This is a genomic window from Flavobacterium sp. CBA20B-1 (assembly GCF_028473145.1).
Taxonomy (GTDB): Bacteria; Bacteroidota; Bacteroidia; order Flavobacteriales; family Flavobacteriaceae; genus Flavobacterium.
This window is the reverse complement of sequence record NZ_CP092370.1, coordinates 1,864,891-1,888,302: the sequence shown is the minus strand read 5'-3', so window position 1 is coordinate 1,888,302 and position 23,412 is coordinate 1,864,891. Positions and strand designations below refer to the sequence as shown.

The window sequence follows — 23,412 nt, the reverse complement described above, 5'->3', positions numbered from 1 at the left end:
TTTTAACTTTTGGAACGACAAGTGAAAATGAAAGGAATCGTTAACTTTGATAGGATGTAAAGAGGAACTATTTTGGAACGGATCGAAGAAAAATTGATGATATTGGCCGATGCCGCAAAGTACGATGTAAGTTGCAGTTCTAGCGGAAGCAAGCGAAAAAATACCGGCGGAATTGGCGATGCATCTGCTTCAGGAATTTGCCATACCTACACGGAAGACGGAAGATGCGTGTCGTTGCTTAAAATTTTGTTGACCAATCATTGCATTTACGATTGTGCTTTTTGCGTGAGCCGTAAAAGTAACGATGTAAAACGTGCTGCCTTTACGGTGGAAGAAGTGGTAGATTTAACCATGAACTTTTACCGCAGAAATTATATTGAAGGATTGTTTTTAAGTTCGGGTATTTTTAAAAATGCCGATTTTACCATGGAACGATTGCTGCGTATCGTTAAAAAACTGCGACTGGAAGAACGATACAACGGTTACATTCACTTAAAAACCATTCCCGGTGCCAGCGAAGAACTGATACAGGAAGCTGGTTTGTATGTGGATCGTATGAGTATTAATCTGGAAATGCCTACCGAAGCCGGATTGAAGCTCGTGGCTCCCGAAAAAGACCATGATTCGGTGCGTAAACCTTTACAATTTGTAAATACGAAAATACAGACGTTTCAAAACGAAAAAAAATTAATCAAACATACTCCGACATTTGTTCCTGCGGGGCAAAGTACCCAGATGGTTATTGGTGCAACACCCGAAAACGATTGGGAAATTATGAGTGTTGCGGATGAGTTTTACAAGAAATACCAGCTAAAGCGCGTATATTATAGTGGATACATTCCTATTAATAACGACAATACCGCGTTGCCACAGATTGGTTCGCGACCGCCGTTAATTCGTGAGAACAGATTGTATCAGACCGATTGGTTGTTGCGTTTTTATAATTTTTCATTGAATGAAATTCTAAATCCGGCATTTACACAGTTAGATTTGGATATCGATCCCAAATTGAGTTGGGCATTGCGAAATTTGCATTTATTTCCAATTGACATTAATACTGCTGATTATCAAACAATTATTCGTGTTCCCGGGATTGGTCGGCAATCGGCTGTGAAAATCATCACTGCACGCAAGTACGGAAAACTGCGGGAATATCAACTTAAAAAGATGGGAATTGCGTATAACCGAGCCAAACATTTTATTACTTGTGCCGATACCCTTGCGCCGTTGGGTTTTAAATATGCTCCGCAAATAAAAAGTACTATTTTGCAAATGGGTAGTAGTAAATACAAGGCGGAAATAGCTGAAAATCAATTAAAATTGTTTTAAAATGAATTATGTGTTCGATGGCAGTTATCACGGATTTTTGTGTTGTGTTTTCGAATGTTTCGAAATGAAAGAATGGCATGCCGTGCCTGTTGCCGAAGGTTTTTTTCAGCCCGATATATTCTTGCCCGAAAGAACCATTTTTACGGATGTTGACAAAGCTAAACGCATTCAAGACGCATTGATTAATCAATTTGGGAAAGCCACAGCCGATGATTTTTACAAAGCATTTCTCTCTGAAGATACCGAAGCTTGGAATGCGGCTTTTTATATCATGGTTTTATTGTTTAAAGGAAATCATTCCATATTAGAACATTTTGGTGATTTAAAGGTTTTGTATTTTCATCAAACCTTAAAAAAAGTAAGCCGTGAACGTCACCGTATGAAGGCGTTTATTCGTTTTAGTAAAAGTAACGATGGCTTGTATTACGCAATCATTGAACCCGATTTTAATGTACTGCCTTTAATCTTATCTTTTTTTAGAAATAGATATACCGATATGCCTTGGGTAATCTATGATGTAAAACGCAATTACGGATTTCATTACAATTTAAAAGGACTTTCTGAAATTGTGATTGATAAACAAGAACAAACCGCTTTTCAAAACACCCAGTTAACCATTGCTTTAGACGAACGCGACGAACTTTTTAAACGTTTGTGGAAACAGTATTTTAAAAGTACCAACATTGAAGCACGTAGAAACATGAAATTGCATTTGCAACATGTGCCGAAAAGGTATTGGAAGTATCTGGTTGAAAAACAGTAAAAAATAAAACAAGCTGCACAATCAAAAAACGGTGCAGCTTGCAAATTTGGGCTAATATAGTGGGCTAAACAGGAACTTTTCGGGCTTCTTCGCGTTCCCAAACGCGGTGTTCTTTCATAACGGCAATCATTTCAGAAATCCAGTTTTTATCTTTGCTTTCTAAAAAAACACCACGGTCTTTTTCTACAAACGATTGCGCCAAAACATCTTCTGTTCCCTCGGCAAAAGCCAATGCTTTGCAATGGCGATATGCCTCGTTTATAAAAGCAAAATAATCGGGATTTTTTAATAATTTTTCAGTTGCTTTTCCGCCGGGAGTGTACACAGCATCATATAAAACCGATGCATCTGTGGCATAGGCGTGTTGAATGTTTTCTGTTCCACCTTCCATAAACTGAAACGTACCCACATGCGGTGCAATTAAAACCGCTTCAGCACCTTCTTTTTCTAACGCCTTTTTAAATGCATCAACACTGGCTTTAGACGATCCTTCTTCAAGAAGAAAAGCCACTTTTCGCGTGGCAATAGTTCCTTCTCCTTTTTTAACAGCCATGCTCAAAGGTGCAGATTTTTCCACTTCGGGTTTGTTTGGTTTTAGAGGATATTCCGGATGATTGTTTCGGGCAAATTGCAACGTTAGCTCATCTAGTTGTTCAGGAACGCTGATTCCCAAATTACTAGCTACTTGCATCGCTAAATGCTTGTCTATTTGATGCAGAATAGCTACTTGGCGTTCTCTGATTTTAGGGTTGTTCACCTTACTCAATTCAAACGAAAGCGCATTTATAATATGATTTTGCTCGTATGATGTTTGCGATTGAAAAAACAATCGGGCTTGTGTGAAGTGGTCTGCAAATAAATGGGTTCTTTTGCGTTCTTTCACAGCTTCGATAGGTTCTTTGTGCGATTGATAACCTGTTTCGCCTTTCAACATGGCGTGGTACGGACAACCAGTGGCTTTACTGTTTGGAAAATAACTTACATCACCTTTTAAAATATCTTGGCGGGCAAAACCGTCTTTTTGATTATTGGTTTTTTTGTTGATGCTTCGATTAATAGGCAATTCATGAAAATTGGGTCCACCTAACCGGTAATTTTGGGTATCCATATAAGAAAAAATTCTGCCTTGAAGCAACGGATCGTTTGAAAAATCGATTCCGGGAACCACACGCCCCGGATCAAATGCAGCTTGCTCGGTTTCGGCAAAAAAGTTCTCAGGATTTTTGTTCAATGTCATGGTACCAACAATGGTTACTGGCACTACTTCTTCTGGTACTATTTTAGTTGGATCTAATAAATCGAATGAAAAGGAATGTTCGTCTTCTTCAGGAATCAACTGCATACCTAAATCCCATTGCGGATAGTTTCCATTTTCAATTGCTTCCCATAAATCCTGACGGTGAAAATCAGAATTGAATCCTGATATTTTCTGTGCTTCGTTCCATGCCACACCGTGTGCACCCAAACGAGGTTTCCAATGAAATTTTACAAAAGTGCCTTTTCCTTCTGCATTGACTAACTTAAAAGTGTGTACCCCAAAACCTTCCATCATACGCAAACTGCGAGGAATGGCTCTGTCTGACATCACCCACATAATCATATGTGCTGATTCGGGCATTAATGAAATAAAATCCCAAAAAGTATCGTGTGCCGAAGCTGCCTGTGGAATTTCATTGTTGGGTTCGGGTTTTACTGCGTGAATTAAATCCGGAAAATTCATGGCATCTTGTATAAAAAACACAGGAATATTGTTTCCTACCAAATCGTAGTTTCCTTCTTCTGTATAAAATTTTACGCTAAAACCGCGTACATCGCGTGCCAAATCGGTAGATCCCTTAAAACCTGCAACAGTAGAAAAACGCACAAAAACTGGCGTTTGCACGCCTTTTTGTAAAAAATGTGCGGTGGTGTATTTAGATAAATCTGCATTCATTTCAAAAACGCCATGCGCCCCACTTCCGCGGGCATGTACCACACGCTCGGGAATACGTTCTCTGTCGAAATGCATCAATTTGTCCAGATAAATATGATCTTGTTGCAAAGACGGACCTCTTTCGCCAGCTTTCAGGGTATTGTTGTTGTCATAAATAGGTACGCCATCGTTGGTAGTGAGTACCTTACCGTTGTTATCCGTAATTTGTTGTTGCAACTGTTTGGTTTTTTGGTTTTCGCTGGTTTGCTTTTTTTCCTTTTTCATGAATTTATTATTTTGAGATTTAATATTTGGTGGGTCTCTTTTAGCAGCGTGTTTTTGATGCAGTAAAAGCTCTGAAAAAACTTCAGAGCTTTTGTATTGTAAAGGCTAGAGGTTTAAATCGCCTTCTCTGCCCATGTCCATTTTTGCGCCTGTTAACGCGCTTGTTGCTACTTTGAAAAAAGTAATCAATTTGTTGGTTTTGTTGTCCCAATAGTGCGCCTCGTTTGGAACTACTTTTAAGATGCGAATGTTGGGATCTTCTTTTCCTTTTTCAAACCAAGCTTCTACAAACTTGTTCCAATATTTTTCGATTTTGGCAGCATCTCTTGAAACTTCGCCAATGCCGTTGATACTTAAAAATTCATACGATTTAACATCGGCAAATGTCAATGATATTTTTTTGTTATCCATTAAATGTTGGTGGGTATCACTGGTTGCCGAAAATAGAAACCATATATTGCCTTCTTCGTCAACTTCTTGACGACTCATTGGAACGCTGTGCGGATAATCGGTGTGGTTTTGAAAAGTAGAAAGCATACCAATATCAATGGCATCTACCATGTTTTTTAACTTTTCAACTGCCTCCTTGTGGTTTAGGTTTTCTGTACTCATAGCTTTAATTTTTTAAATTGATTTTTTCTTTTTCAATTATAAAGATACAAATTAATAACATAAAAATGCTATTAATTTTGTGTTTCTATGAAGCACAAATGGGAATGGAACGATTATTTTTTTTCTAAAAAGAGGGTATCCATATCGGGAATCTCGGCAAATTCGCTGTATGTTCCACCGTTCATATTTACGCGTAGTTCCATTTTATCGTAGCCCAAAAAGCGGTAAATGCCCCGCATGCGGTTGATTTCATTATTGTTTGCAAGGTTATAAAAAACATAATCTATTTGATGCGGTGTTTTAGAAAAATCGGCAATGTATTTGCAAGCGGCTTTAATGCCTTCGATTTCAAATTCTTTTCCGCCAAAGGTGTTTTTTCCGTTAATAAACGTCACATAACCATCTTTTGAGAATAGAATACAAACAGTGCCTCCTTGGGAATCGGTTCCTTTCCATTTTCCTGTAAGGCGCTTATCTTGAGCTTTACAGGAAAGGCTCAGCATTAAAAAAACAACAAATAATAGTCTTGGATTCATGTGGCGAGTAGCATAAATATGTGATGTCAAATGTAAACATAATATTAATAGAAAAAGCGCTTGTTTGATTTTAGGCATAAAAAAATGCTGTTTTAAATGAAAACAGCATTATTAGTGATTTATTTCTTTTTATCGGTTCTTCGTTTTAAAGGAATATCAGCGATATTGTTGTTTAACAACAGCGGATAATATTCAATTTTCACTGAACTATTGTCTAATCCAAAAGCTTTTTCTTCCGATAAACTATTCTTGCGAATGAATGCATAACAATCGAGTATAAATTTTTCGTACCAAGGCAAATCGTTGTCATAAGAAACTACTTTTTCGATGATGATGTATTTGTGGTCGGCAGTGATTTGATTTTTTCTTAAAGAGTGATACGTACTAAGTTTATTGAACTCTCCGCATTTGTTTAAATCTTCTAAAACTTTTTTAAACAACGGACTTATCTTTGGTGCAATGCGGAATCCTAAATAAAAATCGACACGGATAATTTTGTCTGAGAATTTTTTAATTTGATATTCCATTCCATAAGGTTCGTCTTGAACATTTACATGCAACATCCAATAAACATCGGCACGTTTGGGACGTTTATAAAGGATGGAATAAATCACTTTCGATTCAATTTCGCTTTTAATATGTGCGTTGGTAAGATAGATGAGGTTGTTGGCATATTGCGGGATGCTTTCGTCATTGCTTAAATCTTCTATTACAGTGGTGTAATCTTCCAAACGAACAAATTCGGTATAATTCTTACGAATGCGTTTACCCAAAAACCAAATGGCCATAACACTTGCTAAACCTCCTGCCACTAAAAGCGACACATAACCGCCGTGGTGAAACTTATCAATATTTGCCAAGAAAAACGATATTTCAATCACGCTATATACCATTACAAACGCAGCGATGATGAATTTGCTAAAGCGTTTTAAAATCATATAGTAGGTAAGCAATATACTGGTTGCAATCATACACATTACAATTGCCAAACCATAAGCAGCTTCCATATTGCTCGATTCTTTGAAATGCAACACAATCAAGATACAACCAATGCAAAGCATCCAATTGGTAGAAGGAATGTATAACTGTCCTTTTATAATCGATGGATATTTAACCAACACACGCGGCCAAAGATTTAAACGCATGGCCTCGTTTATCATGGTAAATGAGCCAGTGATTAATGCTTGTGCTGCAATGATGGCTGCCAATGTTGCTACAATAATTCCGACGGGAATAAACCATTGCGGCATCATTAAATAGAACGGGTTTTGAATAAATTCTACACCGTTTTCAAATGTTTTCAGTTTTATATCGGCATGTGAAAGTAAAAATGCACCTTGACCAAAGTAATTTAAAATCAATGTTGTTTTTACAAACAACCAACTGGCGCGTATGTTTTTTATGCCACAATGACCCAAATCGCTGTACAAAGCTTCGGCACCTGTGGTACACAGAAACACAAATCCCAATACATAAAAACCTTCTGGATGTTCTTTTAACAGCAAATAAGCATAATAAGGATTAAAAGCTTTTAAAATTTCGGGCAATTGGATAATTTGCAATAATCCCACAATTGCCAACATACTGAACCAAATAAACATAATAGGTCCGAAGAACTTTCCAATGGTTTTGGTGCCATAACTCTGAAAAAAGAACAGCACCACAATAACAGCAATTACAAGCGGAATGGTTTGCAAATCGGGGTAATAAATTTTTAAACCCTCTAAGGCCGAAGAAATTGAGATAGGAGGTGTGATGAATCCATCGGCAAGCATGGCACTACCGCCAATTAAGGCCGGAACAATCAACCATTTTTTCTTTAGCTTTTTCACCAACGTATAAAGCGAAAAAATACCACCTTCTCCGTTATTGTCAGCTTGTAAGGTAAGCCATACATATTTTATACTGGTTTGTATGGTAAGTGTCCAAAGCACACAAGAAACCGCACCCAGCACCAGATTTTCATTAATGGGTGCTTCGCCAAAAATAGCTTTCATTACATACAAAGGCGAAGTACCGATATCTCCATAAATGATACCTAATGTGATTAATAAAGCGCCGGCACTTACTTTATTTAGGCTGTGTTTTGCTTCCACTTAAATTGGATTTTTAATTAAATTTAGATTGATTTTTTTTATATTTCTTATATTTTACTAAAAACCATAGCCCCAAAATAAGAATAATTAAAAAAAACGGCCAAAGGTATAAAATATCTATTAATGAATCTACAAAATTTTCAAAACCACCGATAAACGCATTTTTGGTTTTGTATCCAATAGTGCGATCGGGCGATTTTGCGTGTGGCATTTCTTTAAAAATAGTAAGCGAAACGGAACTGTATTGCACTTGCCGATCATACAACCGTAGGCGGTTTTCTGAAAGCTCAATTTCTAATCGCACTTGGTGAAGTTTCTCTTCGATTTCTAAAATTTCGGTAACGTTTTTTGCTTGTTTCAACAACTCTAAATAGCGTGCTTCTAATGCCCTTTGGTTTTTTAAGCGAGTGGCTACATCCACGTAATCACGGGTAACATCTTCGCGCTTAATTTCCTTTAAATCAAAATAAGCTACGTCTTTTTCAAGAGAAGTAATAAACCCATCGAAATGTTCCGAAGGAATATTAAGCTGAAAAGCAATTTGCGGATTGTTGTAAGTAGCATCGGCAATTTCAGAAACTACAAAACCTTTTAAAGCATTGGTTTCGCGAACCAGTTTGTTTTTTTCTTCTTCTAAATCATCTACTTGATATTTAACCGTTGCCGATTTAATGATTTTTTTAGCAAAAGAAACTTCGTTCTGCACATTGTTCTCGTTAGGTGTTGGCTCTTGAACTTGAGCCATTTCTTCTGAAGATAGTTCGGCATCATACACCGCATTATACTCGCGTGGCTCATATTCCGGCAATTCAATCTCGGTAACCTCGACGGCATCTTCGGTAGCCGTTTCGTTGTTTTTACATGCGATGATCAACAAACTGTTGAATGCAAACACCCAAAAAATATACTTTTTCATACCACAACTAGTTTAGGTAGTACTAAGGTATATTTTTATTGTGAATATCAAATAGAAAATAGAGCGAATAATAATAGGTTTGTTTTTGATATTTTTTTGTTTTATTTAACAACATGTTAATTTTTTAATTATATTTACAATTCGATTAACTTAAATATAATAATTATGAGTAAATTAAGTAAAATTTTGTGGGGGGGGGTAATAGGCTTAACCCTTACAGCATGTACAACCGACAGCATGGTTGATGATTTGGATCAGCAAAATGCTGAAACAGGTTCGCAATACCAAACTAATAGCTTTAACCCTAATAACCCAGGTTTTTATATTCCAGGGTCTGGAACTCCAGGGATTGTAGGTGATAATTATTATTCTCCGTGGGATATTAAACACCGTAATGATGTTATTCCAACTTATACGATATCGAATCATACAGCTGGTGAGGGTTATAGTATTTTTGAGTTGCATTTAACCCCATATATTGGTTTGGCATATTATGATGGTGTGAATGATGGTCAATATCATGATGCTTACCAAGCATCACTAATCCCACCCGGGTTAGTAGCCGATTTTACAAACGGTAACTATCCCAACCTATACCAAAACGGTAATGAAATTGGTGAATTAATTGCGGCAAAACCAATTGTTTTAGACGGTTCTTCTATAAATCATTCCGAAGTATCTATAAGCTCTTATGCAGATCATTGTCCAGTAAATCCTCACACCCCAGGGTCAAATCCAGGTTGGAATCCCGAAAACCGTTTTTTTGATATTTCAGGGAATGCCACACCGCAAGAGCAAGCAGTTTTAGCACGTTATGGCAAAGTGTTTTTTTATGAATATACAATAATATTAAAATCAAACGGAAGTGTTGTGGGCAATGGCTTTATCCAAGTAGAAAACAAAACAATTCAAGATCCGGCGACTTATCCTTATTGGGAGGACACGTTTGTAACCAATGCTTTCGTTCCTGGTAAAGGAAACGTTGGTAAATTGCGTTATTACCATGAAACTGATCCTTTAATTGCACCATCACCATTTACATCTTGGATGCAGAATGGCGGTCCTAGTACTTGGTGCGATTCCCGCGAGGTGGACTATGAATTTGAGTGGTCTCATGAAGAATATTTCTTTGGTTACCCATCGCATAAAATTAATTTATATATGGGAATGGGTGCTAATTTATGGATGACATCTGGTCATGTTATATCTATAGGCTTATAAAAAATAATTCGTAAATCTTAAATCATTAAGATTTACGAATTTGTTATTTAATTTAAAAATGCTAGTATGAAAAAAATACTATTCACAATAATCCTGTTTGTTTATAGCTGTTATATAGCTGCCCAAGTACTCTACACCGAAAACTTTGATAACTACACATTAGGAAATGTTGCTACCGATTTTTCTGGTCAAACGCCTGGTCAGGGCGGATGGCATACTTTATTTGGCTCATTGAACACAAATGCTACAGCAGCAAATTTTCAAATAGAAAACGAAACCAATAAAGGAAAAGTGTTAACCATTACAACCGGACCGGTAGGGAGCCATGGTACTAACAGAATGTTCAAAAAAAATTTTGATGTGCTTTGGAACCAGCGCACACAAGGGAATAATGTTTTGAAGTTTGAAATTGAAATATTTGTACCAAACTATCCGGGTAATCCTTCAATCCCTTTTGCGGTAGTTAGCACAATAACTCTTTATACCACAAAACCAAAAATTTTGGCTGGGTTTCTTTATAATCATTTTGACGGGCTTTTAAGGGGTGTAAGCTCAAATGGATTAGTATCGTACTCTCCGTTTCATTTGACCCCAACTAATAATTTTTTGTATACACCTGATAACCAATGGTATCAACTGTTTTTTTTTATTGATTATGATAATAACAAAGCGTATGTTGAGATACCTAAATTGGGAATTGTAAAAAAAGTAGATGTTTTTGATAAGCTAACCCCACCAGATACGATGAGTAATTATCCGCCAACCGAACTAAATCTTGATATAGGAAAAAATATAGATGCTGTTCAAGAACAACCATCCTTTTTAAAATACGATAATATCAAAATAACGGCATTAAAAAGCGTGCCACCACACTTGTTAACCGCAGATAATTTTTTGGCAGAAAAATTTAATCTATACCCCAACCCGGCAAACAGCATGGTAAACATCACCAACGCCGAGAATATGCAAATACAACAAATCACGGTTTATGATGTTGCAGGTAAACAGTTAAGCACCCAAACCTATAACAACGAAACCGAAATACAATTAAACATAGAACATTTTGCAAGCGGCACGTATATGCTGCACTTGCAAACCAACCAAGGCACAGCGGTTAAGAAACTGGTGAAGAAATAGTTTTGTTTTTCTGTATAATGTAGATTGTATTGCTGTAGAATGTAAAATAAATTTGAGTGAACCACAGCAGTTTGTACTAATCAACTGTTGTGAAGCAGTTAACCTGCAAAGATTAACAGAAACGCTCTGATTAAAACAATCAGGGTGTTTTTTGTATGGTGGTAACAAACTTTTCAAAAAGCTGTTGGGTTTTTGTTTCAATTTCTTGGTAGGGCAGGCGTTCTTTGGTTTGGTAAAAGAACATCATTACATAAGGTTCTTTTAAATCGTTCAGTAGCAATTCTTTGTTTAAACGGTAGCATTCACGTAGAACTCGTTTAAAATAATTGCGGTCAACCGCTTTTTTAAAATATCTTTTGGAAACCGAAACACCCATTTGTAAGGGCACTTCTAAATCTTTCACAGGCACATACACCAAGCGCAACGGATATTTGGTTACCGTGCGTCCTTCCGAAAAAAGCAAATCGATATACTTTTTCCGTTTCAATTTTTCGGTTTTGGGATAGGTGTGGTTCATAAAACAATTTATGGGGCAAAAATACTGTTTTGTATCGGTTTTAAAACAATTAATAAAGCTATTTGCAGATTTACTTTTAAACGGAAATCATGTTATATGAAAAAGAGCATTCGTGTATCTGTGGAAAATTAGTTCCTAAAAATAAAAATTATTCCTATTTTTACTAATTCATACAAAAACAAAACAACTATGAAACTTCATGCCATAGAAGCAGGAAATTTTAAACTAGACGGCGGGGCAATGTTTGGCGTGGTGCCAAAAGTGCTTTGGAACAAAACCAACCCCGCCGATGCGAATAACCAAATTGATCTGGCTGCCCGTTGCCTTTTAATAGAAGATGGAAACCGATTAATTTTGATTGATACCGGTATGGGCAACAAACAGTCCGATAAATTTTTTGGTTTTTACAATATGTGGGGTGATTATAGTTTAGAAAAATCTTTGCAAGAAAAAGGTTTTCATAAAGACGATATTACCGACGTGTTTTTAACCCATTTGCATTTTGATCATTGCGGTGGTGCCGTTTCGTGGAATGAAACACGCACGGGATATGTGCCTACTTTTAAAAACGCCACGTATTGGAGCAACGAAAACCACTGGAATTGGGCCACAAAACCAAATCCGCGCGAAAAAGCCTCTTTTTTATCAGAAAACATTTTGCCGTTGCACGAAAGTGGTCAATTAAAATTTATTGAAACATCAAACAACCCTTTGGAGCAGCACGCCGATTTGAATTTCGGTGTATTGTTTGTAGATGGGCATACCGAAAAACAAATGATTCCGCATATTAAATACCAAGACAAAACCATTGTTTTTTGTGCCGATTTACTGCCTACTGCCGGACATATTCCGTTGCCGTATGTTATGGGATACGACACCCGACCATTGCTTACTTTGGGCGAAAAAGAGCAGTTTTTAAAACTCGCCGCAGCAAACAATTATTATTTATATCTGGAACACGATGCCCACAATCCCATTATCACCGTACAAGAAACCGAAAAAGGCGTTCGTCTGAACCAAATTTTTGCAATTAACGATATTTTATAACAACGTACTGTAACATTTGAATGTGTTTGCATACCAACTTCTAAAATTAATACAAGTTTTATCAAATATGAAGATCAATAAATCTATTTATTTATCAGCTTTAGTAGCATTAGCGTTAACAAGCTGTAAAACAGCGCAAACATCTTATTTACAAGATTTAAGCACGTTGAAACCTATTACTTCTGCAGACCAACTTCCTACAAGAAAATCTGCTTTGCCAGAAGCTTCCATGCAACGTTGGAGTCATTTAGATATTTTAAAAGATACGGTTCCGGGAATGTCGGTAGATCGTGCTTATCAAGAAATCATAAAAAACAAACCGGGTAAAAAGGTTTTAGTAGCGGTGATTGATTCAGGTATCGAAGTAGATCATCCAGATTTAAAATCGCAAATGTGGGTAAATCCTAAAGAAATTGCAGGAAACGGTATCGATGATGACAAAAACGGATACATCGATGATATACACGGTTGGAATTTATTAGGAGCTACCAACGAAGAGCAGTTAGAGCTTACCCGAATTGTGTCGAGAGGCGATGACGGATCGGCAGAATACAAACGTGCCAAGAAAGAATTAGATGAGAAAATTGCCGAGTTAGAGCCTGTGAGAAAACAGCTTGAAATGATGGAAGATGCGCACGGAAAACTTACAAAATACCTTAAAAAGACCGAGTATTCTAAAGAAGATTTAGACAACATAAGCAAAGATGCACCTGCCGATGTGGCAAAAGCAAAAAACATTGGTTATGTGTTAATTTCTCGCGGAAAATCGGCAGCTGATTTTATTAAAGATTACGGTGATTACGTAAACGGACAATTAAAATACAACTTAAATGTTGATTTCAGAGGACGCAAAACAGGAGATGATATTTTTGATATTAACGATACCAAATACGGTGATAACGATGTAATGGGCAACCGCGACCATGCAAAACACGGAACCCACGTTGCGGGTATTATTGCGCAAACACGAAACAACAATATTGGTGGCGATGGTGTAGCATCAAACAACGTAGAAATTATGTCGGTTCGTGCAGTGCCAGATGGCGATGAGTACGATAAAGACGTTGCATTGGCAATTCGCTATGCTGCAGACAACGGTGCTAAAGTAATCAACGGAAGTTTTGGTAAATATTTTGCACAAAACAGCCAATGGGTGATGGATGCCATTAAATATGCCGCTAAAAAAGATGTGTTGATTGTGGTTGCAGCCGGAAACGATGCAATGGATTTAAACCCGGAAGGGGAAGAAATTAAGCGCTATCCAAACGACCGTATTGAAGGAACAAATACCGAAGTTGCAGACAACTTTTTGGTAGTAGGTGCTTTAAACCCATCATTCGGCGAAAAAATGGTAGCAAACTTCTCCAACTTTGGAAACATTGACGTAGATGTTTTTGCACCAGGTGTTAAAATTTATGCAACCGTTCCTCATGCCGGATACGAATATTTGCAAGGAACATCAATGGCGTCACCAAACGCCGCAGGTGTTGCAGCAATGATTCGCTCGTACTATCCAAGCTTAACCGCACCGCAAGTAAAACAAATCATGAAAGATTCTGGTGTTGCTGTTAACAAAGAAGTTATTGTTTCAGGCGATGCAGAAGATAAACGCAACTTTAAAGATATTTCTACCTCAGGTAAATTTGTAAACCTTTACAATGCTTTAATCATGGCAGATAAAGTTTCTAAAGGGAAAAAATAAAATTATAATTAATTTAGTAATTTAGCTGTTCTCTTTGGGGAACAGCTTTTTTATTAAATAATGAATGATCCCTAAAAATAATTTAAAATGAAGGTAACTGTTGCAATAATATTGTCTTTTAGTTTTTTTGGTGCTTTCGGACAAGTTAATAAAGAGAAAATTAATGATTTGCAAATAGAACTCGACATTAGCTCTTTATGGATAAAAGAAATAGAAAATCAAACTTATTTAAAGAAGCTTGATATAAATTCTACTCAATTAAAAACAATTGACATAAGTTCTATTTTAGTATCTAATGACAATTCAAAGGATGAAGTTTCGAGATATTTCACAACTTTTACAGGTGTTTTAGGACAAAATTTTGAGAGAGTTGATTTCCATTTTTATTCAGCGATTAAAAAGAATAATCATGATTATGACTTGAAGATCTTGATGAAAAAAGGAAGTTTAATTGATTCACTTTCGGGATATTTAAAATTAGTAGAAGCTTTCAATTTTCCAGAAGTTTTTACTGACAAAACTATGGAAGCTATGGTTTTTCTTTATGAGTTTGATTTTATATCAGAAAAATTCGACCATGGATTCAAAATAAAAGGAACAAGTTCGGTGTGCTTTTATGTCAACGATAAAGGCGTAGGAAATTTTTGGATGGAAGATGGGTCGTTTCGGGAATATATTAGAACTTTTGTAGGTTATTATATTGACAATAAAACAAATCAAAGATTAAATTGCATTTTTTCACTTGACGTTGCAGGATTGTATTCGTACTTGCCTTTTTGTGAGGATTTTTACTATATAGACGAAGAAAACCCAGATTATTATTTTATAAAGGATAAATATAGACAGTATGGCTGGGAAGATTATGATTATTCCAAGCCTAATAAATATGAAAGTCAGTACAAATAACACAATTATAAATGGAAAATTAATATAAATTTACTATTCCGTAGAAATCTAAAAAACTATTACTAATTTGCAACAAACACTCAAAACCAAAATATGAAAAAGTTTTTACTATTATTAATTGCTGTATCAACTGCCGGATACGCACAGCACAAAAACCCAAATCCGGGTTACTGGCAGCAACACGTTGATTATAAAATGGATGTTACCATGGATGTTGAAAAATTTCAATATTCGGGAACTCAGGAACTAGCCTATACCAACAATTCAAACGATACCTTAAAAAAGGTTTTTTACCACTTATATTTCAATGCTTTTCAACCGGGAAGCGAGATGGACGCTCGTTTAACTTCTATTGCCGATCCCGATAAACGAATGGTAAAGTCGTTTAAAGGGCCAGATGGTATCGAAAAAAAACAAAGTAAAATAGCTGAATTAAAACCCAACGAAATTGGTTTTTTAAGAGTAAACGATTTAAAACAAGACGGCACACTTTTAAAAACAAAAGTTGTTGGAACTATTCTAGAGGTTGAATTGGCAAAACCTTTATTGCCGAAAGCAAAAACCACTTTCACCATGAAATTCAACGGACAAGTGCCTGTAATGGTGCGCAGAGCCGGACGAAATTCAGAAGAAGGCGTGGCACTTTCCATGACGCAGTGGTACCCAAAAATGGCCGAATTCGATTTTGAAGGTTGGCATGCCGATCCTTATATTGGGCGGGAGTTTCACGGCGTTTGGGGAAATTTTGATGTGAAATTAACCTTGGATAAAAAATACACGGTTGGAGCCACAGGTTACCTTCAAAACAAAAACGAAATTGGTCATGGTTACGAAGATGCAGGCGTAAAAGTATCAATCCCTAAAAAAGAAAAAAATCTAACGTGGCATTTTATCGCTCCAAACGTGCATGATTTTGCTTGGGGTGCCGATCCTGATTTTATCCACGATAAAGTGATGGGGCCAAACAATGTAGAACTGCATTTCTTCTATAAAAACGATGCTTCTATCAAAGAAAATTGGGAAAAACTGCAACCAGAAACCGTGAAATTATTAGATTTCTTCAACAAAAATATTGGCGAATATCCGTACAAGCAATACTCGGTAATTCAAGGTGGCGACGGCGGTATGGAATATGCTATGTGTACTTTGATTACCGGAAAACGCAGTCTGCCGAGTTTAATCGGAGTTACAGCACACGAAATGGCACACATGTGGTTTCAGCATTTACTGGCAACCAACGAAAGCAAACACGAATGGATGGATGAAGGTTTTACCTCGTTTATTTCAGATTTTGCAGTGAACCAAATCATGGATAAGAAAAACCAAGAAGACGAAAACCCGTTTCAAAGTGCTTACAACAACTATTTTTACATGGTAAAGATGAATGGCGAACAACCATTATCAACACATGCAGACCGGTACGACGACAATATGAATTACGGCATATCGGCATACAGCAAAGGTTCGGTTTTTATTACTCAGTTGGCTTACGTTATCGGTTGGGATAAAACCTTTGAAACCTTAAAACGTTTTTATCATGATTACCGTTTTTCACACCCAACCCCCAACGATTTTAAACGAAGTGCAGAACGTGTTTCGGGCGCTGTATTAGATTGGTATTTGGTAGATTGGACCCAAACCGTGAACACCATAGATTACGGCATTAAAAACGTTGAGGTAAAAGACAATCAAGCAAATGTTACTTTGGAAAGAATCGGCAGAATGCCAATGCCTATTGATTTTTTAGTGATTTATGAAGACGACAGCACCGAAAGTTTCTACATTCCCAATACCTTGATGCGTTGGACTAAAAACAACCCTTACCCAAATATTCCTCGCACAGTTTTAAAAGGCTGGGATTGGGCTTACCCAACTTATGATTTTAAATTTGATACCAAAGGAAAAAATATAAAAGCAGTAGTTATTGACCCATCGCAATTAATGGCAGATGTAAATCTTGCAAACAACGCAAAAGAAATGTAACGATTCTAAATAGTAAACCCCAAAACCACTTCCAATTTATGAAGTGGTTTTTTGTATCAATTCAATTTATAGCAGTATAAGTTATAATATTGTTATTAATATGATAAAAATCATATTTTGTGCCTATCTTTGCAATTAGTAAAATTTAAAACCCGAAAGTCATGATAAAAGTGTCAGAATCGGCTGCAAAACGAGCTAAAATGTTGATGGAAGATGATGGATTAAACCCCGAAACAGCGTTCATTCGTGTAGGAGTGAAAAGTGGTGGTTGTTCAGGTTTGGAATATGAACTGAAGTTTGATGAAAATGCTTTAGAAAACGATAAAATTTTTGAAGATAACGGTGTAAAAATCGCTGTTGATAAAAAAAGCTTTCTGTATTTAGTTGGCACCACGTTGGAATATTCAGGTGGATTAAACGGAAAAGGGTTTGTATTTAACAACCCAAATGCAGCCAGAACATGTGGTTGTGGAGAGAGTTTTTCGCTTTAAAAATGTATAGTTTTTTTAGTTTCAGGTTTCAAGTTTAACGTTCAAAAACTTTAAACCTTAAACTTTAAACTACAATTTAAAAACTTATTATGAGCAAATACACAGAAGAAGAATTAAAAAAAGAATTAGAAACAAAGGAATACGAATACGGATTTTATACCAATTTAGAATCTGAAACTTTTCCTGTGGGGCTAAATGAAGATATCATTCGGGCAATTTCTATGAAAAAAGAAGAGCCGGAATGGATGACAGAGTGGCGTTTAGATGCTTTTAGAATTTGGCAAGAAATGACCGAACCCGAATGGGCAAATGTAACTTACGGAAAACCAGATTTTCAAGCAATTTCATACTATTCGGCACCAAAAAAAGTAGATCCAAATAAAACGCTAGACGATGTAGATCCGGAACTTTTGGCTATGTACAAAAAGCTGGGAATTTCTATCGAAGAGCAAAAGCGAATGAACAACATTGCAATGGACATTGTGGTTGATTCGGTTTCAGTGGCAACTACTTTTAAAGAAACTTTGAACGAAAAAGGAATTATTTTTTGTTCCATTTCCGAAGCCATAAAAGAGCACCCAGAGTTGGTGAAAAAATACCTTGGAACGGTTGTGCCAAAAAGCGATAATTTTTATGCAGCATTAAATTCGGCTGTTTTTTCAGACGGATCGTTCTGTTACATACCAAAAGGTGTGCGCTGTCCAATGGAATTATCCACCTATTTCCGCATCAATCAAGCCGGAACTGGACAGTTTGAACGCACGTTGTTAATTGCCGATGAAAGCTCGTATGTTTCTTATTTAGAAGGATGTACCGCTCCAAGTCGTGATGAAAATCAATTACACGCAGCTGTTGTAGAGTTGATTGCCATGAACGATGCCGAAATTAAATATTCAACCGTTCAAAACTGGTTTCCGGGCGATAAAGAAGGTAAAGGCGGTGTGTTCAATTTTGTAACAAAAAGAGGATTGGCCGAGAAAAATGCGAAAATTTCTTGGACGCAAGTGGAAACCGGATCGGCAGTTACATGGAAATATCCTTCATGCATCTTAAAAGGCGATAATTCGGTGGGCGAGTTTTATTCAATTGCCGTAACCAATAATTTCCAGCAGGCTGATACCGGCACCAAAATGATTCATTTAGGAAAAAACACCAAATCAACCATTATTTCCAAAGGAATTTCGGCAGGAAAATCCCAGAATTCATACCGTGGATTGGTGCAAATTGGTTCGCGTGCAGAAAATGCCCGTAACTTTTCGCAATGCGATTCGTTGTTAATGGGGAACGAATGTGGTGCACATACTTTTCCGTATATCGAATCGAAAAATGCAACAGCCAAGTTAGAGCACGAAGCTACCACTAGTAAAATTGGTGAAGATCAAATTTTTTATTGCAATCAAAGAGGAATTCCAACCGAAACAGCAATTGCCTTAATCGTAAACGGTTTTTCACGCGAAGTTTTAGACAAACTGCCAATGGAATTTGCTGTAGAAGCTAAAAAACTATTAGAGATTTCGTTAGAAGGATCGGTGGGATAATTTTTTGTTTAAAGTTTAAAGTTCAATGTTACAAGATTATGAATAACTTTAAACCTTGAACAGAAATAGCTTTTAACTAAAAATAATGGCAACAATAAAAAGATTTGAAGATTTAGAAATTTGGCAGGAAGCAAGAAAACTTTCTAAAGAAATTATAAATATTGCTAAACATACAGATTTGAAAACTCATTATAGGTTCAACGAACAAATAAAAGCAGCATCTGGTTCTGTAATGGATAATATAGCAGAAGGGTTTGAGCGAAATGGAAATATGGAGTTTAGACAGTTCCTTTCCATAGCAAAAGGCTCGGCAGGAGAAACAAGATCTCAAATTTATCGTTTATATGATAATGAATATATCAATAATGAAAAGTTCAATTTCTTGGTTTCAGAATATGAAAAATTGAGTGGAAAAATAAATAATTTTATTATTTACTTAAATAAAAACGATTTTAAAGGAACAAAGTTTCAATAATAATATAAATAAGGTAGTAAGTCTAAAGCTTCAAAACTTTAAACTTTAAACTTTAAACTTTAATCAAATGTTACAAATTAAAAATTTACACGCAAGTGTTGAAGACAAAGAAATATTAAAAGGAATTAACCTAGAAGTAAAAGCAGGTGAGGTGCATGCCATCATGGGACCAAACGGCGCAGGTAAATCAACCTTATCGTCTGTAATTGCAGGTAATGAAAACTTTGAAGTTACCGAAGGCGAAATTATTTTAGAAGGCGAAGATTTGGCAGATTTAGCACCAGAAGAGCGTGCTCATAAAGGTATTTTCTTATCGTTTCAGTATCCGGTTGAAATTCCGGGTGTTTCGGTAACCAACTTTATGAAAACTGCAATCAATGAAACACGCAAAGCAAACGGTTTAGAAGACATGCCTGCAAACGAAATGTTGAAGTTGATTAAAGAAAAAGCCGAATTGTTAGAAATCGACCGTAAATTCTTATCTCGATCTTTAAACGAAGGTTTTTCGGGTGGAGAGAAAAAACGTAACGAAATCTTTCAAATGGCAATGTTGAATCCTAAAATTGCGATTTTAGATGAAACAGATTCAGGTTTGGATATCGATGCTTTACGAATTGTTTCAAACGGTGTAAACAAACTGAAAAACGAAAACAACGCAGTAGTTGTCATTACACACTACCAACGTTTGCTAGATTATATCGTTCCTGATTTTGTACACGTTTTGCACGATGGAAAAATCGTTAAAACAGGTGGTAAAGAATTAGCACTTGAATTAGAACAAAAAGGATACGATTGGTTGAAATAATATAGTTTAAATAGTTTAAGGTTTCACGTATAAGGTTCATTTTCCAACTTTAAACAAAACAAACTTTAAACTTTAAACAAAACAAATAATGGATTTAAAAGAAAAAGTACTATCATCATTTTTAGCATTTGAACAAAAGGTAGATATCAATTCAACCTTGCACAATGTGCGTACAGATGCTTTGAAGGTGTTCGAAAATAAAGGATTTCCCACAAAAAAAGAAGAAGCTTGGAAATACACATCGCTAAATGCAATTTTAGCAAACGATTTCAATATTCTTCCTAAAAACGATAGCGCTGTTGAGTGGAAGGATGTAAAAAAATACTTTTTGAACGATGTAGATACCTATAAAGTAGTGTTCATAAACGGTGTTTTTTCCTCGCATTTATCCTCAACCACACACGATGGAATTGATGTGTGCTTAATGTCGTCGGCGCTCACAAAGCCCAAATACAAAATGGTAATCGATACCTATTTTAATCAAGCGGCAAACAAAGAAGACAGTTTAACCAATTTGAATACTGCTTACGCCTACGAAGGTGCGTATATCAATATTCCAAAATCGAAAGTGGTTCAAAAACCTATCGAAATTTTGTATTTCACCACCGGCAATTCTTCCAATTTTGTGCAACCAAGAAATTTGATAATTGTGGGCGAAAATGCACATGTACAGATTACGGAGCGTCATCAATCGTTGACAGATGTGGCTATGTTCACCAACAGCGTAACCGAAATTTATGCGGCAAAACGTGCCATTGTTGATTATTACAAAGTTCAAAACGACGTGCAAACTGCAAATTTGGTTGACAACACCTATATCGAACAAAAGCAAGAAAGCCGCGTGTCAGTGCACACGTTTTCGTTTGGAGGAAACATCACCCGAAACAATTTGAATTTTTATCAAAAAGGCGAACGCATCGATTCTACTTTAAAAGGAATCACCATTATTGGCGATAAACAGCACGTAGATCACTATACATTAGTGAATCACGAACAGCCAAATTGTGAATCGCACCAAAACTATAAAGGTATTTTTGATGAGCGTGCTACCGGAGTTTTCAACGGAAAAATTTATGTAGATAAAATTGCTCAAAAAACCGATGCTTTTCAGCAGAACAATAATATTTTATTAACAGATAAGGCAACGTTGAACACCAAACCGCAATTAGAAATTTTTGCCGACGACGTAAAATGTTCGCACGGTTGTACCATTGGTCAGTTAGATGAATCGGCGATGTTCTACATGCAACAGCGTGGTATTCCTAAGAAAGAAGCCAAAGCATTGTTGATGTATGCCTTTACCGATGAGGTTTTATCATCAGTAGCCATTCCGGATCTTCAATTAAAGCTACAAAAATTAATCTCAATGAAACTGGGTGTAAACATTGGGTTTGATATCTAATATAAACAAAAAAAGACTTCTAAAAAGGAAGTCTTTTTTTGTAAATTAATGTTCGTTATCAGGTGGAAGCTCATTTTTTGTGCGGTATAATATCATTAATTCGTTCCTTTGTTTAATATTCAAAATCGTATAAATAGCTTTTAAATGATACTTTACCGTATTTTCAGAGATGAACAGTTCTGCTGCAATTTCTTTGTTGTTTTTTCCTTTTTGTACCAAATCAATAATCTCTAATTGGCGTTCGGTAAAATTAAAAGAGTTAAGATCAATTTTATGGTCGCCTGCATTATTAGTGAGTTCGGTAAGATGGTCAATTTTTTCAGAAAAACGCTGGTTTTCTTCCACAATTAAAGCATTTTTTTGTTTGTTGGAGCGATACAATTGTATCAAAATGAAAACCAGTAAATCAAAATAATAGCTATAGAGAGAAGCAAAATTTCAATTTTCTGCTTTTTTTCAAGTTCCAAATGATATTCTTTATCTTTAAGCTGTTGTTCTAAAAGTTCAATTTTGCTTCCCACATTGTTGGCATTGTAAACAGCATATACCGAGTCGCATTTTTTTTGATAATAAACCGCTTTTTTATAATCTTTATTCGTGCTAAAAACCCTTTTCATGATTTCATGCAGATAAAATTCATACTTGATATTTCCAAGCTTTTTAGCAATCAATAAAGCTTTGTTGTAAATAGCATCTCTCTTGTCGGTTTGTTTGGTGAAGTCGTACAATTCAATAAACTTCCCATAAACAATAGGCAATTCTTCCGGGTGATAAACCTCTGCAATTTTCAAAGCTTCGTTTAGTTTTTCTTCCGAAACTTTATAATTTTTATCCATCAACAAAAAATAACCCTCTTGGGTCTTCAAAAAAAATTGCTGTTTTTTAGTCAAGCCTGCATAATCATTCTTTTTTAAATCACGCATCACTTCCTTTGCCTTATCAAATTGCTGCATATCAAAAAACACAAACGATTTTTCAGCCTTCACCTCTTGTATGCTGCATTGTAGTTTGCTATCTTTTTCTGCCTCTTTCAATGCTAAATTAAGATGATGTAAAGCGTGTTGATACTTAAATAGTTTTTTGTAAATAGTTGATTTAAGTAAATATGCAGTAAATTTTTCTTCAGAAGTTAAATTTTTCTCTGACAGATAATGAGATAAAGATTGAATGGATAGCTCATAATCTTCATGTTGATTATAGTAGATAATTTGTTTTTTAAGCGAATCTATCGGAATTTTATGGGCATAGATAAGACTGCTTAACAACAAAAGAATATATGTTATTAAGTTTTTCATTAGATTAGGTTGTAGCGCAAAAATAGAAAATTATTGATTTATTTCACTATATAGTTTTTTATTTAACTTTTTAAACCTCTCTTCCTGTTATTTTTTTACTTTTTTCGATAAAACACTGATTTAAAACAATTTGTATTTGTAACTACCCATTGAGTAGTAAAGAATTAACATAAATACTACCTACTAACTACCTGATTTATTATGTTGATTAATAGAATTATACCTAAATTTGCACTCGATATGAAATTCAAAAGGCAATACACTCAGAGTCTGCAAATTCGGGTATTTAAAATGCAACTTTAGAGGACCTTAAAAATAACAACATGATAAAAAACTATTTTTCTTTTTTATATTTTTTGGGCAATTAGGTTTCTCCCAAACAGAATTAACAGTCAACCAAGGCTTACTAAAAGTTGAACCGGGCACAGAAGTATCCACCTACTT

The 23,412-nt window shown here is 35.8% G+C and carries 21 protein-coding genes; 13 read left to right on the top strand and 8 right to left on the bottom strand.

Translation table 11 applies throughout. From position 1 onward, the window contains the following. Positions 1–69: 69 nt before the first annotated feature. Positions 70–1,329, top strand: a complete 1,260-nt coding sequence (locus tag MG290_RS09375; RefSeq protein ID WP_264563197.1) for a putative DNA modification/repair radical SAM protein — start codon at positions 70–72, stop codon at positions 1,327–1,329. Position 1,330: 1 nt separating this feature from the next. Beyond that, positions 1,331–2,092 carry a TIGR03915 family putative DNA repair protein gene (locus tag MG290_RS09370; protein WP_264561052.1) on the top strand — a complete coding sequence of 254 codons (762 nt, stop codon included), beginning with the start codon at positions 1,331–1,333 and terminating at the stop codon, positions 2,090–2,092. 64 nt (positions 2,093–2,156) lie between these two features. Here MG290_RS09370 and MG290_RS09365 read toward each other — a convergent pair whose 3' ends face one another. From MG290_RS09365 to MG290_RS09345, 5 genes are all read right to left on the bottom strand, one after another. Further along, positions 2,157–4,289, bottom strand: a complete 2,133-nt coding sequence (locus MG290_RS09365; protein ID WP_264561051.1) for a catalase — start codon at positions 4,287–4,289, stop codon at positions 2,157–2,159. A 105-nt stretch (positions 4,290–4,394) separates the two neighbouring features. Continuing rightward, positions 4,395–4,901: a pyridoxamine 5'-phosphate oxidase family protein gene (locus tag MG290_RS09360; RefSeq protein WP_264561050.1), complete on the bottom strand. Its 507-nt coding sequence runs from the start codon at positions 4,899–4,901 to the stop codon at positions 4,395–4,397. Between the two features lie 113 nt (positions 4,902–5,014). Beyond that, complete coding sequence (locus MG290_RS09355; protein ID WP_264561049.1) at positions 5,015–5,515, bottom strand: hypothetical protein; 501 nt, start codon at positions 5,513–5,515, stop codon at positions 5,015–5,017. A 41-nt stretch (positions 5,516–5,556) separates the two neighbouring features. Further along, positions 5,557–7,533: a KUP/HAK/KT family potassium transporter gene (locus MG290_RS09350; protein ID WP_264561048.1), complete on the bottom strand. Its 1,977-nt coding sequence runs from the start codon at positions 7,531–7,533 to the stop codon at positions 5,557–5,559. 13 nt (positions 7,534–7,546) lie between these two features. After that, the gene (locus MG290_RS09345; protein WP_264561047.1) at positions 7,547–8,449 is read right to left on the bottom strand and encodes a DUF4349 domain-containing protein; all 903 of its coding nucleotides are present in this window, start codon (positions 8,447–8,449) and stop codon (positions 7,547–7,549) included. A gap of 165 nt (positions 8,450–8,614) precedes the next feature. Here MG290_RS09345 and MG290_RS09340 point away from each other — a divergent pair, with 165 nt between their 5' ends. Continuing rightward, positions 8,615–9,670 (top strand): hypothetical protein, encoded by a 1,056-nt coding sequence (locus MG290_RS09340; RefSeq protein ID WP_264561046.1) that lies wholly within the window; start codon positions 8,615–8,617, stop codon positions 9,668–9,670. A 66-nt stretch (positions 9,671–9,736) separates the two neighbouring features. Continuing rightward, the gene (locus tag MG290_RS09335) at positions 9,737–10,807 is read left to right on the top strand and encodes a T9SS type A sorting domain-containing protein (RefSeq protein WP_264561045.1); all 1,071 of its coding nucleotides are present in this window, start codon (positions 9,737–9,739) and stop codon (positions 10,805–10,807) included. A gap of 139 nt (positions 10,808–10,946) precedes the next feature. Here MG290_RS09335 and rnpA read toward each other — a convergent pair whose 3' ends face one another. Continuing rightward, positions 10,947–11,324, bottom strand: coding sequence for a ribonuclease P protein component (gene rnpA, locus MG290_RS09330; protein ID WP_264561044.1), 378 nt, complete (start codon positions 11,322–11,324; stop codon positions 10,947–10,949). A 189-nt stretch (positions 11,325–11,513) separates the two neighbouring features. On the opposite strand from rnpA, the gene MG290_RS09325 reads away from it, so the two are divergent. From MG290_RS09325 to sufD, 9 genes are all read left to right on the top strand, one after another. Next, on the top strand, positions 11,514–12,371 hold the full coding sequence (locus tag MG290_RS09325) for an MBL fold metallo-hydrolase (RefSeq protein WP_264561043.1): 858 nt from the start codon (positions 11,514–11,516) through the stop codon (positions 12,369–12,371). Between the two features lie 67 nt (positions 12,372–12,438). Continuing rightward, complete coding sequence (locus tag MG290_RS09320) at positions 12,439–14,073, top strand: S8 family peptidase (RefSeq protein WP_264561042.1); 1,635 nt, start codon at positions 12,439–12,441, stop codon at positions 14,071–14,073. Between the two features lie 87 nt (positions 14,074–14,160). Further along, the gene (locus MG290_RS09315) at positions 14,161–14,979 is read left to right on the top strand and encodes a hypothetical protein (protein WP_264561041.1); all 819 of its coding nucleotides are present in this window, start codon (positions 14,161–14,163) and stop codon (positions 14,977–14,979) included. Positions 14,980–15,072: 93 nt separating this feature from the next. Continuing rightward, the gene (locus MG290_RS09310) at positions 15,073–16,962 is read left to right on the top strand and encodes a M1 family metallopeptidase (protein ID WP_264561040.1); all 1,890 of its coding nucleotides are present in this window, start codon (positions 15,073–15,075) and stop codon (positions 16,960–16,962) included. A gap of 161 nt (positions 16,963–17,123) precedes the next feature. Continuing rightward, on the top strand, positions 17,124–17,453 hold the full coding sequence (locus MG290_RS09305; protein WP_091095816.1) for a HesB/IscA family protein: 330 nt from the start codon (positions 17,124–17,126) through the stop codon (positions 17,451–17,453). 89 nt (positions 17,454–17,542) lie between these two features. Beyond that, entirely contained in the window at positions 17,543–18,991 is a 1,449-nt protein-coding gene (gene sufB, locus MG290_RS09300) for a Fe-S cluster assembly protein SufB (protein WP_264561039.1), read from the top strand. A gap of 85 nt (positions 18,992–19,076) precedes the next feature. Next, entirely contained in the window at positions 19,077–19,466 is a 390-nt protein-coding gene (locus MG290_RS09295) for a four helix bundle protein (protein ID WP_264561038.1), read from the top strand. Positions 19,467–19,533: 67 nt separating this feature from the next. After that, positions 19,534–20,271, top strand: a complete 738-nt coding sequence (gene sufC / locus MG290_RS09290; RefSeq protein WP_264561037.1) for a Fe-S cluster assembly ATPase SufC — start codon at positions 19,534–19,536, stop codon at positions 20,269–20,271. A gap of 88 nt (positions 20,272–20,359) precedes the next feature. After that, positions 20,360–21,673: a Fe-S cluster assembly protein SufD gene (gene sufD / locus MG290_RS09285; RefSeq protein ID WP_264561036.1), complete on the top strand. Its 1,314-nt coding sequence runs from the start codon at positions 20,360–20,362 to the stop codon at positions 21,671–21,673. Between the two features lie 45 nt (positions 21,674–21,718). On the opposite strand, the gene MG290_RS09280 is transcribed toward sufD, so the two are convergent. Together MG290_RS09280 and MG290_RS09275 are read right to left on the bottom strand one after the other, a co-directional pair. Next, a complete protein-coding gene (locus MG290_RS09280; RefSeq protein WP_264561035.1) occupies positions 21,719–22,018 on the bottom strand; it encodes a helix-turn-helix domain-containing protein in 300 nt (99 codons plus the stop codon). Between the two features lie 41 nt (positions 22,019–22,059). Beyond that, complete coding sequence (locus tag MG290_RS09275) at positions 22,060–22,968, bottom strand: hypothetical protein (RefSeq protein ID WP_264561034.1); 909 nt, start codon at positions 22,966–22,968, stop codon at positions 22,060–22,062. Positions 22,969–23,412 lie beyond the last annotated feature (444 nt).

What these genes read in the sequence shown, in the direction of transcription:
- sufD (WP_264561036.1), top strand. Translation starts at nt 20,360, where the DNA reads ATGGATTTAAAAGAAAAAGTACTATCATCATTTTTAGCATTTGAACAA.
- MG290_RS09370 (WP_264561052.1), top strand. Translation starts at nt 1,331, where the DNA reads ATGAATTATGTGTTCGATGGCAGTTATCACGGATTTTTGTGTTGTGTT.
- MG290_RS09310 (WP_264561040.1), top strand. Translation starts at nt 15,073, where the DNA reads ATGAAAAAGTTTTTACTATTATTAATTGCTGTATCAACTGCCGGATAC.
- MG290_RS09335 (WP_264561045.1), top strand. Translation starts at nt 9,737, where the DNA reads ATGAAAAAAATACTATTCACAATAATCCTGTTTGTTTATAGCTGTTAT.
- sufB (WP_264561039.1), top strand. Translation starts at nt 17,543, where the DNA reads ATGAGCAAATACACAGAAGAAGAATTAAAAAAAGAATTAGAAACAAAG.
- MG290_RS09275 (WP_264561034.1), bottom strand. Translation starts at nt 22,968, where the DNA reads ATGAAAAACTTAATAACATATATTCTTTTGTTGTTAAGCAGTCTTATC.
- MG290_RS09365 (WP_264561051.1), bottom strand. Translation starts at nt 4,289, where the DNA reads ATGAAAAAGGAAAAAAAGCAAACCAGCGAAAACCAAAAAACCAAACAG.
- sufC (WP_264561037.1), top strand. Translation starts at nt 19,534, where the DNA reads ATGTTACAAATTAAAAATTTACACGCAAGTGTTGAAGACAAAGAAATA.
- MG290_RS09305 (WP_091095816.1), top strand. Translation starts at nt 17,124, where the DNA reads ATGATAAAAGTGTCAGAATCGGCTGCAAAACGAGCTAAAATGTTGATG.
- rnpA (WP_264561044.1), bottom strand. Translation starts at nt 11,324, where the DNA reads ATGAACCACACCTATCCCAAAACCGAAAAATTGAAACGGAAAAAGTAT.
- MG290_RS09325 (WP_264561043.1), top strand. Translation starts at nt 11,514, where the DNA reads ATGAAACTTCATGCCATAGAAGCAGGAAATTTTAAACTAGACGGCGGG.
- MG290_RS09345 (WP_264561047.1), bottom strand. Translation starts at nt 8,449, where the DNA reads ATGAAAAAGTATATTTTTTGGGTGTTTGCATTCAACAGTTTGTTGATC.
- MG290_RS09340 (WP_264561046.1), top strand. Translation starts at nt 8,615, where the DNA reads ATGAGTAAATTAAGTAAAATTTTGTGGGGGGGGGTAATAGGCTTAACC.
- MG290_RS09355 (WP_264561049.1), bottom strand. Translation starts at nt 5,515, where the DNA reads ATGCCTAAAATCAAACAAGCGCTTTTTCTATTAATATTATGTTTACAT.
- MG290_RS09320 (WP_264561042.1), top strand. Translation starts at nt 12,439, where the DNA reads ATGAAGATCAATAAATCTATTTATTTATCAGCTTTAGTAGCATTAGCG.
- MG290_RS09295 (WP_264561038.1), top strand. Translation starts at nt 19,077, where the DNA reads ATGGCAACAATAAAAAGATTTGAAGATTTAGAAATTTGGCAGGAAGCA.
- MG290_RS09360 (WP_264561050.1), bottom strand. Translation starts at nt 4,901, where the DNA reads ATGAGTACAGAAAACCTAAACCACAAGGAGGCAGTTGAAAAGTTAAAA.
- MG290_RS09315 (WP_264561041.1), top strand. Translation starts at nt 14,161, where the DNA reads ATGAAGGTAACTGTTGCAATAATATTGTCTTTTAGTTTTTTTGGTGCT.